This is a genomic window from Streptomyces sp. WAC 01529 (genome assembly GCF_003945545.1).
Lineage (GTDB): Bacteria > Actinomycetota > Actinomycetes > Streptomycetales > Streptomycetaceae > Streptomyces > Streptomyces anatolicus.
The window spans coordinates 6,343,133-6,359,041 of record NZ_CP029617.1 but is presented as its reverse complement, the minus strand read 5'-3'; the positions used below and the strand labels follow the sequence as shown (position 1 = coordinate 6,359,041).

Here is a 15,909-nt window from a genome sequence, read left to right as displayed (position 1 = left end):
CGTCAGCGCAGGCGGGTCCAGCGCTTGTCGCAGATGAGCTTCTTGCCGGGGCTCGTGCAGGACGTCTCGTGCACCTGCCCGCCCGTGGTGATGGCCTTGATCCAGACCTTCTCCCCCTGCTCGCTGAGGGTGATGTCGCAGGCGCGCGCGGGGTAGCCCTTGTTGTCGGACAGCTCCTGCCACACGATGTTCTTGGCCTTCTTGTCCCAGGCACCGGCGTAGGCGCGCCCGTCGGCGATGGCGACGGTGTGCTCCTCGTCCTTGTTGGGGGCGTAGGAGTCGATGGCCTGACAGTTCCGCCCGCCCTGCTGGGACCCGGCGGCGGCCTGCGCCGGCACGACGAGGGCGGCCAGCGCCAGGACGAACGGGGCGGCGATGCCTACGACGCGGTGTGCGTTGACAGTCATGGTTTCCTCTTCGCCGATCGGAAGTCGATGCCCGGGGAGGCCCACGGGCACGGACCCCTTTCATCGGCGGCCGACGGCCCATCCTGGAGGCGGTGGGTGTGATGATCACCCTTTTGTCGTACGTTCCGGGGTTCGCGCGCGGGCCTCCGTGGACGCCCGGCGCGGCAAGCTCGGTGCGTGTCAGAAGGCGTATCTGACCCGTAGCCATGGCGCGTGCTCCGCGAGCAGTCGCCGCAGCCGCGTCAGGGACTCCTGCTTGACCTCAAGGGCGTAGCGCACGTTGAGGGCGCCGTTCCGCGAACGCTTCGGCTCCTGGATGTCCGGCTGCCACAGCGCTTCCTCGGCGCGGGGGTGCCACCCGAGATTGACCTCGTGGAGCGCCTGGTTGTGCGTCAGCATGATGACCTCGGCCGCGGCCTGCTCCTTCACTCGGGCGGGCAGCACGTCGTCGAGGTGCGTGAGCAGCTCCGCCCAGCTCCGTTCCCACCCGGGCCGCAGGACGACGGGCGAGAGGTTGAAGTGGACCTCATAGCCGGCGTCGAGGAAGTCGGCGGCTGCGGCGATCCGGTCGGCGACCGGGCTGGTGCGGATGTCCAGCAGCCGGGCGTCGTCGGGCGGCATGACGGAGAAGCGCACCCGTGTGCGGCCTCGGGGGTCGAGGGCGAGCAGGTCCGGATTGACGAACTTGGTGGCGAAGGACGCCTTCGCCGTCGGCATCCCGCGGAAGGCGGCGACGAGATCCGCCGTGTTGTCGCTGACCAGGGCGTCGACGGAGCAGTCGCCGTTCTCGCCGATGTCGTAGACCCACGAGTGGGGGTCGCACTGGTTGGGTTCCGTCTTGGGCCCCTGGGCCCTCACGTGGCGCCGGATGTGGGAGACGATCGCCTCGATGTTGGTGAACAGGGTGATGGGGTTGGCGTATCCCTTGCGGCGGGGGACGTAGCAGTAGGCGCAGGACATCGCGCATCCGTTGGAGGGGCCCGGAGCGATCCAGTCGGCCGACCTGCCGTTGGGCCGCGTCACGAGCTGCCGCTTGATCCCGAGCACAAGCGTCTCGGTCTTGACGCGGACCCACCGCTCGACATTGCCTTCGTTCCCGTGCAAGGAGGGGATACGCCAGTGGTTGGCCACCTCGGTCACGCGCACTCCCGGCAGCCGGGCCATGATCTGCTGGCCGCGTGGTGAGTCCAGGGCGGCGGGCTCCGCGTAGACCTCCCGCACGTCCAGCATCCGCCTCGCCCGGGGAGTGTCCCGGAACGCCCCGTGCGCGGCCCGCGCGGGCGCGGTGTCCGCCCACCCGAAGAGCGCTTGCTGCTCGGGCTCTCCCGGGGTGGTTCCCGCCGCTGGCTGATCCACTTGCCATCCCTGTTGTCGCTGCCGCCCCGACCGCGTTACGTCCGCCCGTCGCTCGGCCCCCGGAGCACCTCGTCCTTCACTCTCCCGCTTCTCGGAGCCCGTCGCATTCCGGCGGGCCCGCGTCTTCACGCCGCCGACGCGGACGGCCGAGTCGCCCGTATCAACCACCACGTAGCGATCAGACACCCCGCCGCCGGCACCGTCATCAGCAGCGGCACCGTGGAGACGCCCGCCCACTCGATGCCCTTGCCGAGCACCGGCGCGGCGGCCACTCCGCCGATCATGGACGCCGCGATCACGTACGCGCCCGCCCGCTGCGCGCGTGGCACGGCGCGGGAGAGCCACGGCAGTCCGACCGGGAAGATCGGCGCGTGGAACAGGCCCACGCCCGCGTAGGCGTAGGGCGCGACCGGCGGGACCAGGGCCAGCAGCAGACAGCCCGTCATCCCTGCGCAGCTCACCACCATGATCTTCTCCACCGGCCAGCGCAGCGTCAGCGGTATGACCAGGAACCGCCCCGCGGTCACCATCAGCCAGAACGCCGAGGTCGCCGTGGCGGCGGTGCTCGCGCTGTGGCCGATGGACTCCAGGTGGGTCGGCTCCCAGCCGCCGACTCCGGTCTCCACCGCCACCATCAGCACGTACAGCGCGATGAACACCATGATGATCGGGAGGGGGCGGGCGCGCAGAAGCTGCGGCGGGTCAGGGGCGTCAGCAGGCTCTGCGGCTCGGCGGGAGGAGGCGTCGTTGTCGCTGCCCTCGGGCGCCGGGCCGCCCCCCGGCCGTTCGCCCTCGCGGACCCCGCCCAGAGTCGTCATCAGGATCGCGGAGAGGATCGCGAAGCCGATGAAGATCGCGGGGTAGTTCTCCGGGCCGAGCAGGGCGATCAGCCCCGGAGCGCCCACCGCGCCGATGCCGTAGAAGGCCCCGATGACGTTGAGCATCGCCGGGCTCCGGCGGCCGAAGCCGACCGCGAAGAGCTGGTTGAGGCCGTAGTCGATACCGCCGAAGCCAAGGCCCGTCACCGCTGCACCGGCCAGCGCCAGGGGCCAGTTGGGGGCGAGGGCGAGGCCGAGGCCGCCCGCCGCCATCAGCAGGTACGACGTACTGAGCAGGGCCCGGTTGCCCCACCGCCCGTGCACCCGATTGAGGAGCAGTACCCCCGCCACTCCGCCGATGAAGTGCGCGCTCAGCCCGAGCCCGGCCGCGGACGGGGAGAGGCCGAAGTTCTCGCGGAAGGCCGGGATCGCCGGGCCGTAGAGAGCCTGCAAGGCGCCGATCAGCACGAACCCCACGCACGACGCCACGACTGCGAACGGGCTGAAGAGCGGCGGTGGTTCGGCGGCCTCTCGGGTAGGTGCCGTGCTCGTCTTGGGCTCGGACACAGCGGGCTCCTTGCCATCTCTCATCGGATACGTCCCCGTCCCTGCCGGCGGCCGGCGACCGGCACCGGATGTTCGGTGGCCGGCCGCCGGTCATTTCTTCACCGGCCGATGAGCGCGGGCTGCTGTTCGTTCGACAGCAGGCGGTTCAGGACCTGCTGGGTCCGCATGCCGTCGCCGAAACCGGCCAGCGGGCCCTTCGAACGGCCGTGTGTGACGGCATGGGTCCACTCCCGCATCTGGTGGTGGAAGGTGTCCCCCCATCCCGCGATCTCCCCTGGCGGGTCGGCGAGGTGTTCGCCGCGCTCGAACGTCCCCTGTTCCCAGGCCACTCGGGACTTGAGGTAGTACACGGAACCGTCACTGGAGTGGTACGACAGCTCCTTGTGGGTGCCGATGATGCTGAGGGAGAACCCCAGTTCGTCCGGCGGCGAGGACTTGGAGGTGATGAGGTTGAAGCCCACCCCGTTCTCCAGGTTGCCGCTCACGAAGGCGTAATCGTCGACCTTGACCTCACGCCCCTCCTTCTGCGGCACATTGATCTGGAGCTTGACGCGGCATGTGTCGCTGTCGACCGGGCTTTTCAGCAGATGGTGCAGCATGTCGATCAGGTGTACGCCCAGGTCGCCGAGGGAGCCGCTGGTCGACCTGCCCAGATCGCTGTCGCGCCAGGTGAAGTGGGTGCGGGTCAGCGCGCTGCCGCGCTTCAGGCTCACTTGGGCGAAGAGGACCGGGCCCAGGTCACCGCGGTCGATGAGCAGGCCGATCTCCTGGATCACGTCCAGGAAGCGGTAGTTGAAGCCCATGGCGCAGACCAGGCCGCTGGCCTCGGCGAGTCTGGTGACCCGCTCCGCCTCGGCCACCGTCGTCGTCATCGGCTTCTCGCACAGGACGTGCTTGCCGTTCCGCAGTGCCTCTTCGGCGTAGTCGGCGTGGGTGTGGTTGGGGGAGGCGACGATGACGGCGTCGACGTGCCGGTACATCTCGGCGGTGGAGGCGAAGGCGCGGCAGCCGAAGCGGTCGGCCGTCTCCTGTGCCTTGCCGGGGTCCAGGTCGTACACGCCGACCGCCGCGGCTTCGGGCACGGTGGCGATCGCGCGCAGATGCATCTTCGCGATGTTCCCGGCGCCGATGACTCCTATGTTCACTGGGGTGCCTTTCCGTTCGAGTGAGGGCGGGGCGGTCAGTGGCCGAGGTGGTGGCGGAACGAGGTGAGGATGGCCTGGGCGTAGTCGTGCTCCGACACCCGCGGGAAATTCGCCCTGGCCTCCGGCGTGCAATTGCCCACCAGAGTGCCGTGCCGTACGGCGCGCAGCATTTCGAGGTCGTTCCCGCTGTCCCCGAAGGCGAAGGTGTGTTGCGGGTCGACGCCGAATCGGTTGCAAATGTGCTGCACGACGTTGCGTTTTCCGCAGGTCGGCGGGGTGAAGTCGACGTCGTAACAGTCGGCGGGGTCACCGGTGGCCGGGTTGCAGCGGCTGATGTTGAGGCCGAGACCCTCTTCCTTCGCCAGGACCCGCACCCGGTCCAGCGCTTCCGCGTCCCGCCGCTGGTCCCCGAGCGAGCGGAAGTAGTAGTTCTCCATGAACTCCGTGGAGTTCCCGTTGTTCTGCGGGAAGAGCGTGACCCCGTTTCCGGCGAGCCGCTCGACGATCCGCTCCACCTTGGCCTTGCTGAACCCACTCTCCTCCAGTTGTTCCTGCCACTGCGGATCGGGCTCGGGGAAACCGTTCCTGAAGAAGGTGAGTTCCGTGCCGAGGGAGCTGGCGACGAAATGCGGGAGTACGCGCGCGCCGCACCGTTCCATCTTCTTCTGGACGGAGGCGAGAGAACTGCCCGTGACCCAGCCGAAAAGCAGTTGGTGGCGCTCTCTGGCATCGAGGAGGAAGTGCTCCAGGGCCGTGAGGTGGGAGCGCTGCTCGGAGGTCGCGGCGTGCGCGAGGTAGGTCTCGTCGAAGTCGGAGAACGCGGCGAAGCGGACCGACGCCGGGGGCGGCAGGTGCGTCGGACCGGCCGACCCGACGCCGAGCAGCACATCGGGCCCGGTCACGTCTGCGCCCGCAGCGCGTCGTGCAGCGCGTCGATCACCCGGTCCTGCTCTCCGAGCGACATGCCCGCGTGCAGCGGCAGGTGCAGTACGTGGGCGTTCAGCTGTTCGGTCCGGGGCAGGGAGACGCCACCGAAGAGCTTCTCGCGCAGCGGGGTCTCGTGCTGGTGCGTGAGGACGGGGTAGTACACATCCGTCTCCACCCCGCTCGACCGGCTCACCCGGGTCCGTACGGTGTCCCGCAGCCCGTCCTCGTGGAAGACGAGGGGGAAGAGGTGCCAGGCGTGGTCGGGCACGAACGTCGGTACGTCGAGGGGGAGTTGCCGCGCCAGAGGGCTCAGCGCGTCGATGTAGCGCTTCGCGAGGCAGGTCCGCCGCAGAGCGCGCAGGCTCAGCCAGGGAAGCAGTGCCAGGCCGATGGCGGCCATCGTGTTGTCGATCCGCGAGTTGAGGCCGAACGTCTCGCACTTGATGTTCTTCTGGCCCGGGACGAATCCGTGGTAGCTCAGCACACGGCAGCGCTCGGCGATCTCGGCGGAGCCGGTGACGACGGCCCCGGACTTTCCGCAGAGCCCGAAGTTCTTGTACGGGTTGAAGCTGAGGACCGCGGCGTCGGAGTACTGTCCGACGCCGGTCACCCCGATCGCCTGGCAGGCGTCCTCGACGAGGCCGAGCCGGTGCCGGTCGGCGACCGCTCGCAGGCCCGCCATGTCGGCGAGGCGGCCATAGAGGTGGACCGGGAGGATCGCGGCGGTGCGTGCGGTGATGTGCTCTTCCACCGAAGCGGGGTCCAGGTTTCCGTCCGGCAGGGTGACGTCGGCGAGGACCGGTTCGGCGCCGCACGCGAAGACCGCGTTCTCGGTGGCGGCGAAACTGTTCGCCGGAAGGATCACTTGGTCGCCCGGTCCGACGCCGACGGCACGCAGCGCGATGATCAGGGCGTCGGTTCCGCTGCCGGTGGCGACGGTGTGCGCGGCACCGAGGAACTCGCTCAGCGCGCCCTCGAAGGAATCGACGGCCGGGCCGCTGGTGAAATCGCCGCTGTCCAGGACACCGGCGAAGGCGGTCGCCGCCGCGCTCTTCTCCTCGGGTGACAGAAGGCGGTCCTTCGGCAGGAAGGCGACACCGGTGGTGTCCAGGGAGCCGGGGAAAAGAGTTCTCAGGACAGACGTATCACTTTCGGAATGCCGCAGCGCTTCCAGAGTCTTCGCCAGCTCTTGATTGGCGAGGGTTTCCCGGACCCGGAATCGTAAGGGCACACCGTCTAACACCCCCTGCGCGAGTTCGTGAATGCTTGCGCTGTCTCCGGTGAGCGTTCGTCCGGCAACAGCCGCCTGGTCTTTTTCCATGGACAAGAGTTCCACCTCGCTGGGAGACAACCGCCCTTGAGTGCGGGCGGCGCGGTTCAGATCCGTCACGTCATCCACGATGGCCGACTTCGTGGCGCGGGTACAGCGATGGTTGCTTAACGTGATTGGTTAGCTGGACTTCTGTGTTCACCAGGATTTCAACCGCGCGATTCCCGTGCCATGAATGCCGAATGATTAACGGCCTTCTTACGCGTTCAGGACCGCGCGGGCCGGGGCTCCAGGCTCAGCACCAGCGGGGCCGCGAGCAGGCTGAGAGCCGCGAGGAAGAGCCAGGGCCAGGCAGGCCCCAGGGAGAGCAGGGACGTGAGCACCACCGGGGCGACGGCTCCGCCGAGCGACCACGAGAGCTGGTAGACGCCGAGATAGCGGCCGCGGGCGTGCTCAGGGGCCATGTACACACTCAACTCCCCCATGGGCGGGGAGCCGAGGACCTCGGCGAGCGTGTAGATGACGACGGCGACGAGCAGTCCTGCCGGCACGACCCGGACGGGGATGAGCGAGAGGGCGGCGAAGACGCCGAAGGCGACGGCGTTGACCAGGCAGGCGAGGACGATCACCCGGGTCGACCGGTGCCGTTCGATCCAGCGGGTGGCGAGGGTCTGCGTGGTCGCCACCAGCACGGTGTTGAGTGTGATCAGCACACCGCCCACCCAGGCGCCCGCGCCCAGGCTGTCCGTGGCGTAGATCCCGAGCAGCACGCTCAGGACCATGGAGGCCAGGACGAAGGAGAGGTTGGCGGCGACCAGCCGCATATAGGCGCCGTCGCGCAGGACCGTGGCGTAGCGGGCGGCGGCGCGGGGCGCGGGCGGGTCTGCGCCGTCCCTGCCGTGCCCGCCACCCTCGCCGACCCCGCCGACCCCGCCCTCCGGACGCTCGCCGTGGTGCCCGGCGACCTCCGCGCGGTTCGGACGCCAGCCGCGCAGCAGCCACGCCGCCAGCAGATAGCTCACCGCTTGGACCGCCACTACGGCCTTCAACCCGGTGGTGCTCGCCATCGCCATGGCCAGCGCCGCGATCGCGCCGCCGAACCCGATGCCCACGTTGCGCAGTGCCCTGAAGAACCCGAACCAGCGCGTGCGGTCGTCGTCGCGGGCGACGAGGGTGACCAGTGCGCTGCTCGACGTCCAGTACATCGCCGCACCCGTCTGGACCACGCACTGCGTGACGACGATCTGCCAGGCCGACTCGGCGAAGAACAGGCATACGAAGCCGAGCGCCGAGACGAGGTTTCCCGAGGCCACCACGGTCCGGGGGCCGACCCGGTCCAACAGCCAGCCCGCCAGCGCCGGAACGGGAAGGGCGATCGCGTGCCCCAGGGTGAGGCAGGCCCCCACCTCCACCAGCGACAGCGAGGTGGTTCTGGCGAAGTAGACGACCAGGAACGCGATGACGAGTCCGCCGGCCAGACTGTCGATGATGTTGGCGGCGACGAAGCGGGCGTTGCCGGAGAGGTCCGGCAGGCCCAGCTTCGAGAGCAGCGTCCTGTTCGGGGTGAGGTGCGGGGACTGCTTCGGGGAGAGGTTCTGGGTCATCGATTACGCGCCGACGCGACCATCGGCGCCATCCGTGCCGTCGCCCCTGTCACCCGTGCTGATGTGCACGGCCTTCGCCAGGCGTTCCGCCGCACCTTGCAGGTCCTCGTCGAGCGGCCCGTCGACGACGACGGACACCGCCCGCCCGCCGGAATCGCTCCACTGCCCGAGCTGCTGCCCCGCTTCCCGTGTGACGATCACGGCGACAAGCCGCGCGGGGGCATCCGGCTCCACCGGCGTGAACCGGGGCCAGGCGCCATCCGTGGTCACCCACGACACGGGCACGTCCTCAGCGCACGTCACGTCGCTCAGCACACCGGAGGGGTGTTCGAGGTAGACCTGCCGGGCCCGGCGTCGAGGGGCGGGGACGGTGGGCCGCTCTCCGAGCGCGAGATCGAGGAGCGCCGGTTCGAGAGGGCTGCCGGTGGCGAGGTGCCACAGCTTGGTGATGGCGTCGCCGGGCGGCCGGGCCGCGACCTCCATCAGGGCGACGCCCTCGCCGCTCAGCCGGAATTCGGCGTGGCTGATGCCCGTACGGAAACCGATGGACCGCAGCAGCGAGGCGTTGGCCGCCAGGAGCCGGTCCTCCTCGGCGGCCGACAGGCCCGGCGCGGGCGAGGTGTGGCCGGTCTCGGTGAAGTAGCGGGTGCCGTCCTCGTTCGTGTTCTTGCCCGTGATGCCGGACCAGAGCACTTCACCCTCGTACACCAGCGTCTCCACGGAGAACTCCGCGCCGCGGACGCGCTCTTCGAGCAGCAGCATCTCGTCCGGCGGGTACTGCGCCAGCTCGGCGCGGAGTTCGGCGGAGTCGGCCACGGACCGTACTCCGGAGCTCGACATGCGTCCGGCCGGCTTCAGCACGGCGGGGAAGTCCTGCCACTCGTCCGCCACCGCCGCCGCCTGCCCCGCCCGGCCCAGCATGGCCCAGTGCGGCGCCAGCTCCGGCGCGGCCAGGCGCTGGAGCACCTTGTGGCGGCAGACCCGTGCGGCGTGCGCGCCGGGGCCGGGAAGGCCGAGGACCTCCGCGAGGGCGCCGGCCGGTTCGACGAAGACCTCCCCGCAGTTGAGGACGGCTTGCACGCGATAGTCGGTCAGGTATGTCCGTACGCCCGCGAGCAGGGTGTCCAGCTCGCAGTCGTCGACATGGACGGCCCGCGCCACCCGCGAGAGGGGGTGGCGCGGGTCGCCGCGGTGCAGGGCGAGCCGGTCGGCGGGGGTCTCCGGGCCGAAGAGGAACAAGGGCGTGAGGCCACGGCTCTCGATCTCCGCGATCAGGTCGAGATGGCGGCAGAAGACGACGAGGTCGGTCAGGACGACGACAGCGGGCGGGGCGGAATCAGCGGTCTTCATCGGGGGGAGCATGTTCCTTGCTTCAGGGTGCTTCAGGTGCTTCACGGCACTTCAGGTGCTTCAGGACGTTTCGGGGTGGCGGCCGTCCGTGTGCAGCTGGTGCCAGCGCTCCAGCATGTAGAGCGTCCACAGCGCGTACGTGTTCTCGGGGCGGAACTCCGTGGCGAACGCGCGCAGCGCGTCGGGTGCGAAGTAGCCGCGGTCGAGGGAGGACTCCGACAGCAGCGCGGACTGGATGGTCTCCCGCAGTTCCGTGCCGAGCCATCCCTCCAGGGGGACGGCGAGTTCCTGTTTGCGCCGACTGAGCACCGAGTGCGGCAGCCAGCGCGCGGCGACCTGCTTCAGCAGCGCCTTCTCGTTGCCGTTGACCAGGTTCGCCGAGGCCGGAAGCCGGGTGACGAAGTCGATCAGACGGTGGTCGAGGAAGGGGCTGCGCGGCTCGACGGAGTGGGCCATGGCCATCCGGTCGATCTTCACCAGCTGGGCGTCCGGAAGCCAGAACCCGCAGTCCACCTGCATGACGCGGCTCAACTCCGCCGTGCTCGGGTCGGTGCGGGCGAAGCGGTCGCGCAGGTGGTTGTACGGGTACTCCGGCAGCGTCGCCTTGAAGGCCCCGCTGTAGAGGCGGTCCTTGATGCCGCCCCGTACCCCGTCCACGAGGACGGCCTGGTAGCGATCGGCGATACCGCCGTCCCCGGCGGCGAGCGCCTCGGCGTCGACCTTGGCGGCGGACTCGGGGGCGATGCCGGGGAGTTGCTGGAAGATCTTGTAGCGGTTGTAGCCGCAGAAGATCTCGTCGGAGCCGTCGCCGGTCAGCACGACGGTGACGTACTGGCGGGCCAGCCGGTACATGCAGTGGGCCGCGATGGCGGACGGGAAGGCGTACGGCTCCCCCACGTGCGTGAGGATGTGGTCGACGGCCTGGCGGGCGTCACTCGCGCCGATGCGGTACGTGTGGTGATCGCTGCCGCAGTGCTCGGCGACCTGGCGCGCGTACACCGACTCGTCGAACGCGGCATGCTCGAACCCCACCGAGAAGGTGTGCATGCGTCGGCCGAGCCGGCGCGAGGCCATCGCCACGACGAGGCTGGAGTCGAGCCCGCCGCTGAGCATCGCGCCCAGCGGCACCTCCGACTCCAGCCGGTCGGCGACCGCCTCCTGCAGCAACGCGTCGATCCGGTCCACGGCCTCCGGACCGCTCATGTCCGCCAGATCGTCGTGGAAGTCGAACTGCCAGTACCGGCGCGCCTTCTCCGGCTGCCCGGCCTCGAAGGTGAGCACGGTGCCCGGCTCCGCCTTGCGCACCCGCTGGTAGATGGTGTGCGGGCCGGGGACGACCCGGTAGCTCAGATACTGGTCGACGGCGACCGGGTCGACCGTCCGCTCGATGCCCGGATGCTCCAGCAGCGCGGCCATCTCGGAGGCGAAGGCCACGGTGCCGTCGGCGAGCCGGCTGTAGAAGAGCGGCTTCTTGCCGACGCGGTCGGTGGCCAGCAGGAGCTTGCGCGTGCGGGTGTCGTACACGGCGAGCGCGAACATGCCGTGCAGCTCGCTGACGAAGTCCTCGCCCAACTCGTCGTAGAGGAGCGGAAGTACGTGCGCGTCACTGCCGCCCCGCACCCGCCTTCCGCGCCTGGCGAGCAGTTCGCGCAGCGCCTGGTGGTTGTAGATCTCGCCGTTGAACACGCAGACGATGCCGCGGTCCTCGGAGTAGACCGGCTGGGAGCCGTCACCGAGGCCGATCACCTTGAGCCGGCACATACCGAACGCGGCCTGGCTGTCGTGGTGGTAACCCTCCTCGTCCGGCCCGCGGTGGGCCATGGCGGCGCAGGCGGCCGAGGGGAACCGTTCCAGGGGAGGGGTCAGACCGAAAGTCGCCGTACCGGCGATGCCACACATGTGCTTCTCACCGCTCCTTGATGTTGAAACGGCGCTTGGCGTGCGGGGACTTCATCTCGTCGGGGGCGATGGCCCGGACGCCGATCTCGCCGACCATGCCGGAGGTGATCATCTGGGCGACGTCCGGGGCCGCCTCCATCAGGAGTTTGCGCACGGCGGCCAGCTGGTCGTCGAGGATCTCCTCGGCGACGACCCGGATGACCAGCCCGTCGTCGTCGGCGACCTCGAAGGCGGCGCCCGGGAAGACCACCGCCATGGCCTGGCAGATGTCGTGGCTGCTGACGCGCTCGCCGTGCTTGAAGTCACCCCCGAGCCGGCCGTCGATGCGCTCGAAGGCGTGGACGCGGCGGCCCTGGTGGTCGATGACGCGCAAGCCGCTGATCAGGTCACCGGTCACATAGCGCAGAGCCGGGAAGTAGGAGCGCGTGAAGGAGGTCAGCAGCAGCGCACCGCTCTCCGTCCGGGGCGCCGACGCTCCGGCCGCGGGCGCCTCCCCGTACAGCTCTCCGGGATGGATGACCTCGGGCAGGATGTGGTCGTGGAAGTGGTAGAGGCCGGTGTCCGCGCAGAGGTACGCGATGGCACCGATCTCGATGCTGCCGTAGACGTCGAGTACGTCCGCGACCTGTATGCCGAAGTACTCCGCCACGAGACGGCGCCAGTTGGCCGTGGCGAGGTCGCCCACGACCATGATCTTGCGGGGGCTGATGCGCAGCTCGCCGGGTGTCTGCATGAGCCGGTCGAGGATCATCGGCATGGTGAAGAGCACGTCGGGCTGCCACGAGTTGAGCAGCTCCACGTGGTCCTCGAGCGGCCGCTGGAATTCGATGTCGTGGGCGGCGAAGCCCATTTCCTCGAAGATGTGGCGGGCGGCGGCCGCGGCGTGGCCCGTTCCCAGATCCGCGACGGCCACCGAGCCGGCCGGAAGGTCACCGACGAAGTCCTGGAACAGTTCCTTGCGCTGCGCCGTGTAGGCGACCTCGTCCGCCGGGCTGTAGAGGATGCGCTTGCGCAGGCCGCTGCTGGTGCCGGACGTGAGGTAGGTGAACGCGTCGGGGAGGTCTTCGTGCCCGGCGGTGTAGTAGTGCCGCGTCAGCACCTCGTGGTCGACGATGGGCAGGTCGTGCAGGCGCCCTGTGCCGCGGACGCCCTGCGCTTCGAGGAGTTGGCCGTACCAGGGGAAGCGGTGGGCGTACTCCTCGGAGAGGCGGAGCAGGTCGGTCGAGTGGTCGCCGGCCCACTGGGGGGACGCGGCGGCGGGATCAGTGTTCAAGGGGTCTTACTACTTCCCAGAGTTGCGGGTGGCCCCGGCGGTGGGCCGGGGTGCGGGGCGGCACGTGCGTCTCACGACCAGCGCTCGGTCTCGCCGAAGAAGCCCGGCACGCTCACCGCCTGCCCGCCTTCGACGGCCCGGCGGTAGACCTGAAGGCCGACGGCGAGGTCGAGCACGCCGAGCCCGAAGGGGGAGAAGATCCTGGGCTTGTCGGCGGCCGCCTCGACCTCGCCGCGGATCATCTGGGCCACGGTGCCGTCGATGAAGTCGCGGTGCCCGAATTCCTGCTCGGCCAGGTGCGGAGAGGTGTTGGCCGTCATGCAGTGGTCCACGTCGTCGAGGATGTTCTGTGCCCCGGCGACGATGTGGGGGCCTATGTCGCGCAGAGAGATGTTGAGGACCGTCTGTCCAGGGGTGAAGGTTCCCGGTTCGGTCACCCAGGGCTCGCCGGCCGTCGTGGCGAATACGACGATGTCCGCGCCCTTCACGGCACGGTCGAAGGAGTCCTCGCGGTCGGCGTCGTATCCCAGGCCGATGATGTGCTGCTTGAGCCGCTCGCCGTACTCGGGCGACCGGTCGTGCACGACGAAGCGGTCGACCGACCACTCCTGCGCCTGGAAGAACTCCAGGATGTTACGGGCGATGACCCCGGCGCCGATCACCGCGACGCGCTGAGCGGAGCGGCCGCCGACCAGCTGCTCCGCGCCCACGACCGCCGAGGCGGCGGTACGGGCGGCGCTGATCTGGGAGGCCTCCAGGCACGCGAACGGATAACCGGTCTCGTAGTCGTTGAGCAGCAGCGTCGCCGACGCGCGCGGGATGTTGCGCTCGATGTTGCCGGGGAAGCTGGCTATCCACTTGATCCCGGCCACGCCGTATTCGCCGCCGAGATAGGCGGGCAGGGCGATGATCCGTGAATCGGGCTTCTCGGGGAACCGCAGGAAGTAACTGTTGGGATTGACGGACTGCTTGTCGTGGTGCGTGAGGTAGGTGTCGCGCACCGTCGCGACGATCTCGGAGCGCGATTCCGCGACAAGGGAGCGGATCGTCGAGCCGCTGACTACGTGAAAATCAAACATTGCTGTCACCAGTTCTCAGGCGGGTACGGTCAAGTGGTCGAGGTCGAGGGGTTCCAGGACGTGGCGGCCGAAGGTCTCGTGCACCCAGTCGTCGTGGTAGATCGTCTGCAGATAGCGCTCCCCCATGTCGGGAGAGAGCGCCACCACCCGGGAACCGCTGGGGATGAACGGCGCGGCCTGTGCCAGCGCGGCGAGCACGGACCCGGTCGAGCCGCCGGTCAGCAGTCCGCGCTCCCGTGCGATCCGCCGGCACATGCGGACGGCGTCGGGCTCGGCCACATGGATCACCTCGTCGACCGATTCGGGGACGCAGAGTTCGGGCGTGCGGCTGGTGCCGAGACCGGGTATGCGCCGGGGCTGCGGACGGCCCCCGAAGGTGACGGAGCCGACAGCGTCGACGGCGGTGATCTTCGTGTGCGGCGAGTGGGCGCGGAAGTGGCTGACGCACCCCATCAAGGTTCCGGTGGTACCCGCGCCGACGAAGAGCTGGTCGACCCGGCCTATGTTGCGCAGAACCGAAGAGGCCGTCGTACGCGCATGGGTGCTGGGGTTGGCGGGGTTCGCGTACTGGTTGAGCCAGACCAGTCCGGAGTCCTCGGCGAGCCGCTCCCGGATGTACGCGATGCGGGTGCCGAGGTACCCGCCGTTCGCGTCCCTCTTCTCGACCTGGACGACGTGGGCGCCCAGCGCCTTGATGGCCGCGAGACTCTGGGGGGAGACGTTCGGGTCGGTCACACAGGTGAAGGAGTAACCCCTCCCCGCGGCGACGATCGCCAGCGCGATCCCCAGACTCCCCGAGGACGACTCGATCAGCCGGGAACCGGGGCCGAGCCTGCCATGCCGTTCGGCGTCCTCGACCATGCCCACGGCGGCCTTGAGCTTGATGGAACCGGCGGGGTTCAATCCTTCGAGTTTCAAGAAGACTTCACTGTCCGGCAGGAAGCCGTCGAGCATCAGGAACACGTCGTCGGTGACGACCTTGTGAGCATGGTGAATGATCATCGTTTCCCCGATGTCGCGCAGTGCGACGTGATGGTGGTGCGGTCGGACCGGGAGGTGGCGTGCTCCGCGGAGCTGACGCGGGAGGGTGTCGGAGCCCGGCTACGCGCCGGCCTCCTCCAGCACCCTGAGGACGCTGTGCACGGCTGACCGGCCCGCGCGCAGCTGAGCGCTGTCCGTACCGGCACCCAGATGCGGGGTGGCGAGGACGTTGGGCAGGTGGAGGAGCGGCGATGCCCGGGGCGGCTCCTCGGTGAAGACGTCCAGCGCGGCGCAGGCGATGCGGCCGTCCTTGAGCGCCGCGGCCAGCGCGTCCTCGTCCACGATGCCTCCGCGGGCGGTGTTCACCAGGCAGAGGGAGGGCTTGACGCGAGCGAGTTCGCTCTCGCCGAGCAGGCCGGTCGTCGCCGCGCTCTTGGGGAGGTGGATCGTCAGGACGTCACTGGTCGTCAGCAATGTGTCGAAGGTGACCAGTTCAGCGCCGGCCTCGGCGGCTTCGGCCGCGCTGACGTGTGGGTCGTAGGCGATGACGTGCATCTCGAACGCCGTGAGGCGACGGGCCACTTGGCGGCCCACCCGGCCGAGGCCGAGGATTCCCAGGGTCCGCCCGGCCAGCTCACTGCCCATGAAGGCGGACCGGCGCCACTCCCCCTCGCTGACGTGCTGGGCGGCGGCACAGAGGTGGCGCAGGGAGGCGATCACCAGTCCGACGGTGAACTCCGCGACGCTGACGGTGTTGGAGTCGGGCGCGTTGACGACCGCGACGCCCGCGGCACGCGCGTATGCGACGTCCACGTTGTCCAGGCCGACCCCGGCACGCGCCACGATCTTCAGCGAGGGGGCCTGCGCCAGGACCTCCTGGTCCACCTGGGTCCCGCTGCGGACGATCAGGGCCACGGCGTCCACGATCGAGGCGAGCAGATCCGCCCGGTCCCGGCCGTCCACGAGGCGTAACTCACAGTGCGGGCGTAACTCGGCGAGGGTGGCTTCGGGGAGCGGATCGCTCACCACCACGACGGGTCTGGACATGGGGGATCTCCTTGGGGATGGAGGAGGGGAGGGCGGCTGGCGGATGTCCGCGGGGCGACGCTTCCGTTCAGGAAGATGGCCGGCGATCCGTGCGGGTGAGCGGCACAGGGATGGGTTCGCCGGGCGACGCGGAGAAAATTAACAGCCGCCCCCCGTCGCCACAAGATCAACAAATTTGTGTGCGTC

General features: G+C 69.5%; 13 protein-coding genes. All 13 read right to left on the bottom strand.

Features of this window, described 5'->3' with window-relative positions:
- Window positions 1-2: 2 nt before the first annotated feature.
- The 13 genes from DMA15_RS28435 to DMA15_RS28375 all read right to left on the bottom strand — a co-directional run bounded on the left by DMA15_RS28435 (window position 3) and on the right by DMA15_RS28375 (window position 15,723).
- On the bottom strand, window positions 3-407 hold the full coding sequence (locus DMA15_RS28435) for a hypothetical protein (RefSeq protein WP_125515581.1): 405 nt from the start codon (window positions 405-407) through the stop codon (window positions 3-5).
- A 180-nt stretch (window positions 408-587) separates the two neighbouring features.
- The gene (locus DMA15_RS28430; RefSeq protein WP_125515580.1) at window positions 588-1,763 is read right to left on the bottom strand and encodes a spore photoproduct lyase family protein; all 1,176 of its coding nucleotides are present in this window, start codon (window positions 1,761-1,763) and stop codon (window positions 588-590) included.
- 125 nt (window positions 1,764-1,888) lie between these two features.
- Window positions 1,889-3,148 carry an MFS transporter gene (locus DMA15_RS28425; protein ID WP_240659970.1) on the bottom strand — a complete coding sequence of 420 codons (1,260 nt, stop codon included), beginning with the start codon at window positions 3,146-3,148 and terminating at the stop codon, window positions 1,889-1,891.
- A gap of 98 nt (window positions 3,149-3,246) precedes the next feature.
- The gene (locus DMA15_RS28420) at window positions 3,247-4,293 is read right to left on the bottom strand and encodes a Gfo/Idh/MocA family oxidoreductase (protein ID WP_240659968.1); all 1,047 of its coding nucleotides are present in this window, start codon (window positions 4,291-4,293) and stop codon (window positions 3,247-3,249) included.
- 35 nt (window positions 4,294-4,328) lie between these two features.
- Window positions 4,329-5,195, bottom strand: a complete 867-nt coding sequence (locus tag DMA15_RS28415) for an HAD-IIB family hydrolase (RefSeq protein WP_240659966.1) — start codon at window positions 5,193-5,195, stop codon at window positions 4,329-4,331.
- On the bottom strand, window positions 5,192-6,451 hold the full coding sequence (locus tag DMA15_RS28410; protein ID WP_240659965.1) for a DegT/DnrJ/EryC1/StrS family aminotransferase: 1,260 nt from the start codon (window positions 6,449-6,451) through the stop codon (window positions 5,192-5,194). The genes DMA15_RS28415 and DMA15_RS28410 overlap by 4 nt, the downstream gene beginning before the upstream one ends.
- A 305-nt stretch (window positions 6,452-6,756) precedes the next feature.
- The gene (locus tag DMA15_RS28405) at window positions 6,757-8,094 is read right to left on the bottom strand and encodes an MFS transporter (protein WP_125515578.1); all 1,338 of its coding nucleotides are present in this window, start codon (window positions 8,092-8,094) and stop codon (window positions 6,757-6,759) included.
- 3 nt (window positions 8,095-8,097) lie between these two features.
- The gene (locus DMA15_RS28400) at window positions 8,098-9,444 is read right to left on the bottom strand and encodes an ATP-grasp domain-containing protein (protein WP_125515577.1); all 1,347 of its coding nucleotides are present in this window, start codon (window positions 9,442-9,444) and stop codon (window positions 8,098-8,100) included.
- 60 nt (window positions 9,445-9,504) lie between these two features.
- Window positions 9,505-11,343, bottom strand: coding sequence for an asparagine synthase (glutamine-hydrolyzing) (gene asnB, locus DMA15_RS28395; protein WP_125515576.1), 1,839 nt, complete (start codon window positions 11,341-11,343; stop codon window positions 9,505-9,507).
- Window positions 11,344-11,350: 7 nt separating this feature from the next.
- Window positions 11,351-12,616 (bottom strand): CoF synthetase, encoded by a 1,266-nt coding sequence (locus DMA15_RS28390; protein WP_125515575.1) that lies wholly within the window; start codon window positions 12,614-12,616, stop codon window positions 11,351-11,353.
- A 71-nt stretch (window positions 12,617-12,687) separates the two neighbouring features.
- Window positions 12,688-13,695, bottom strand: coding sequence for a 2,3-diaminopropionate biosynthesis protein SbnB (gene sbnB, locus DMA15_RS28385; RefSeq protein WP_125515574.1), 1,008 nt, complete (start codon window positions 13,693-13,695; stop codon window positions 12,688-12,690).
- A 15-nt stretch (window positions 13,696-13,710) separates the two neighbouring features.
- Window positions 13,711-14,697 carry a 2,3-diaminopropionate biosynthesis protein SbnA gene (gene sbnA / locus DMA15_RS28380; RefSeq protein WP_125515573.1) on the bottom strand — a complete coding sequence of 329 codons (987 nt, stop codon included), beginning with the start codon at window positions 14,695-14,697 and terminating at the stop codon, window positions 13,711-13,713.
- Between the two features lie 99 nt (window positions 14,698-14,796).
- Window positions 14,797-15,723 carry a hydroxyacid dehydrogenase gene (locus DMA15_RS28375; protein ID WP_125515572.1) on the bottom strand — a complete coding sequence of 309 codons (927 nt, stop codon included), beginning with the start codon at window positions 15,721-15,723 and terminating at the stop codon, window positions 14,797-14,799.
- Between the last annotated feature and the right edge of the window lie 186 nt (window positions 15,724-15,909).

Bases quoted from the DNA above. Each gene is read 5' to 3' on its own strand.
- asnB (WP_125515576.1), bottom strand. From the start codon at position 11,343: ATGTGTGGCATCGCCGGTACGGCGACTTTCGGTCTGACCCCTCCCCTG.
- DMA15_RS28435 (WP_125515581.1), bottom strand. From the start codon at position 407: ATGACTGTCAACGCACACCGCGTCGTAGGCATCGCCGCCCCGTTCGTC.
- DMA15_RS28375 (WP_125515572.1), bottom strand. From the start codon at position 15,723: ATGTCCAGACCCGTCGTGGTGGTGAGCGATCCGCTCCCCGAAGCCACC.
- DMA15_RS28405 (WP_125515578.1), bottom strand. From the start codon at position 8,094: ATGACCCAGAACCTCTCCCCGAAGCAGTCCCCGCACCTCACCCCGAAC.
- DMA15_RS28400 (WP_125515577.1), bottom strand. From the start codon at position 9,444: ATGAAGACCGCTGATTCCGCCCCGCCCGCTGTCGTCGTCCTGACCGAC.
- sbnB (WP_125515574.1), bottom strand. From the start codon at position 13,695: ATGTTTGATTTTCACGTAGTCAGCGGCTCGACGATCCGCTCCCTTGTC.
- sbnA (WP_125515573.1), bottom strand. From the start codon at position 14,697: ATGATCATTCACCATGCTCACAAGGTCGTCACCGACGACGTGTTCCTG.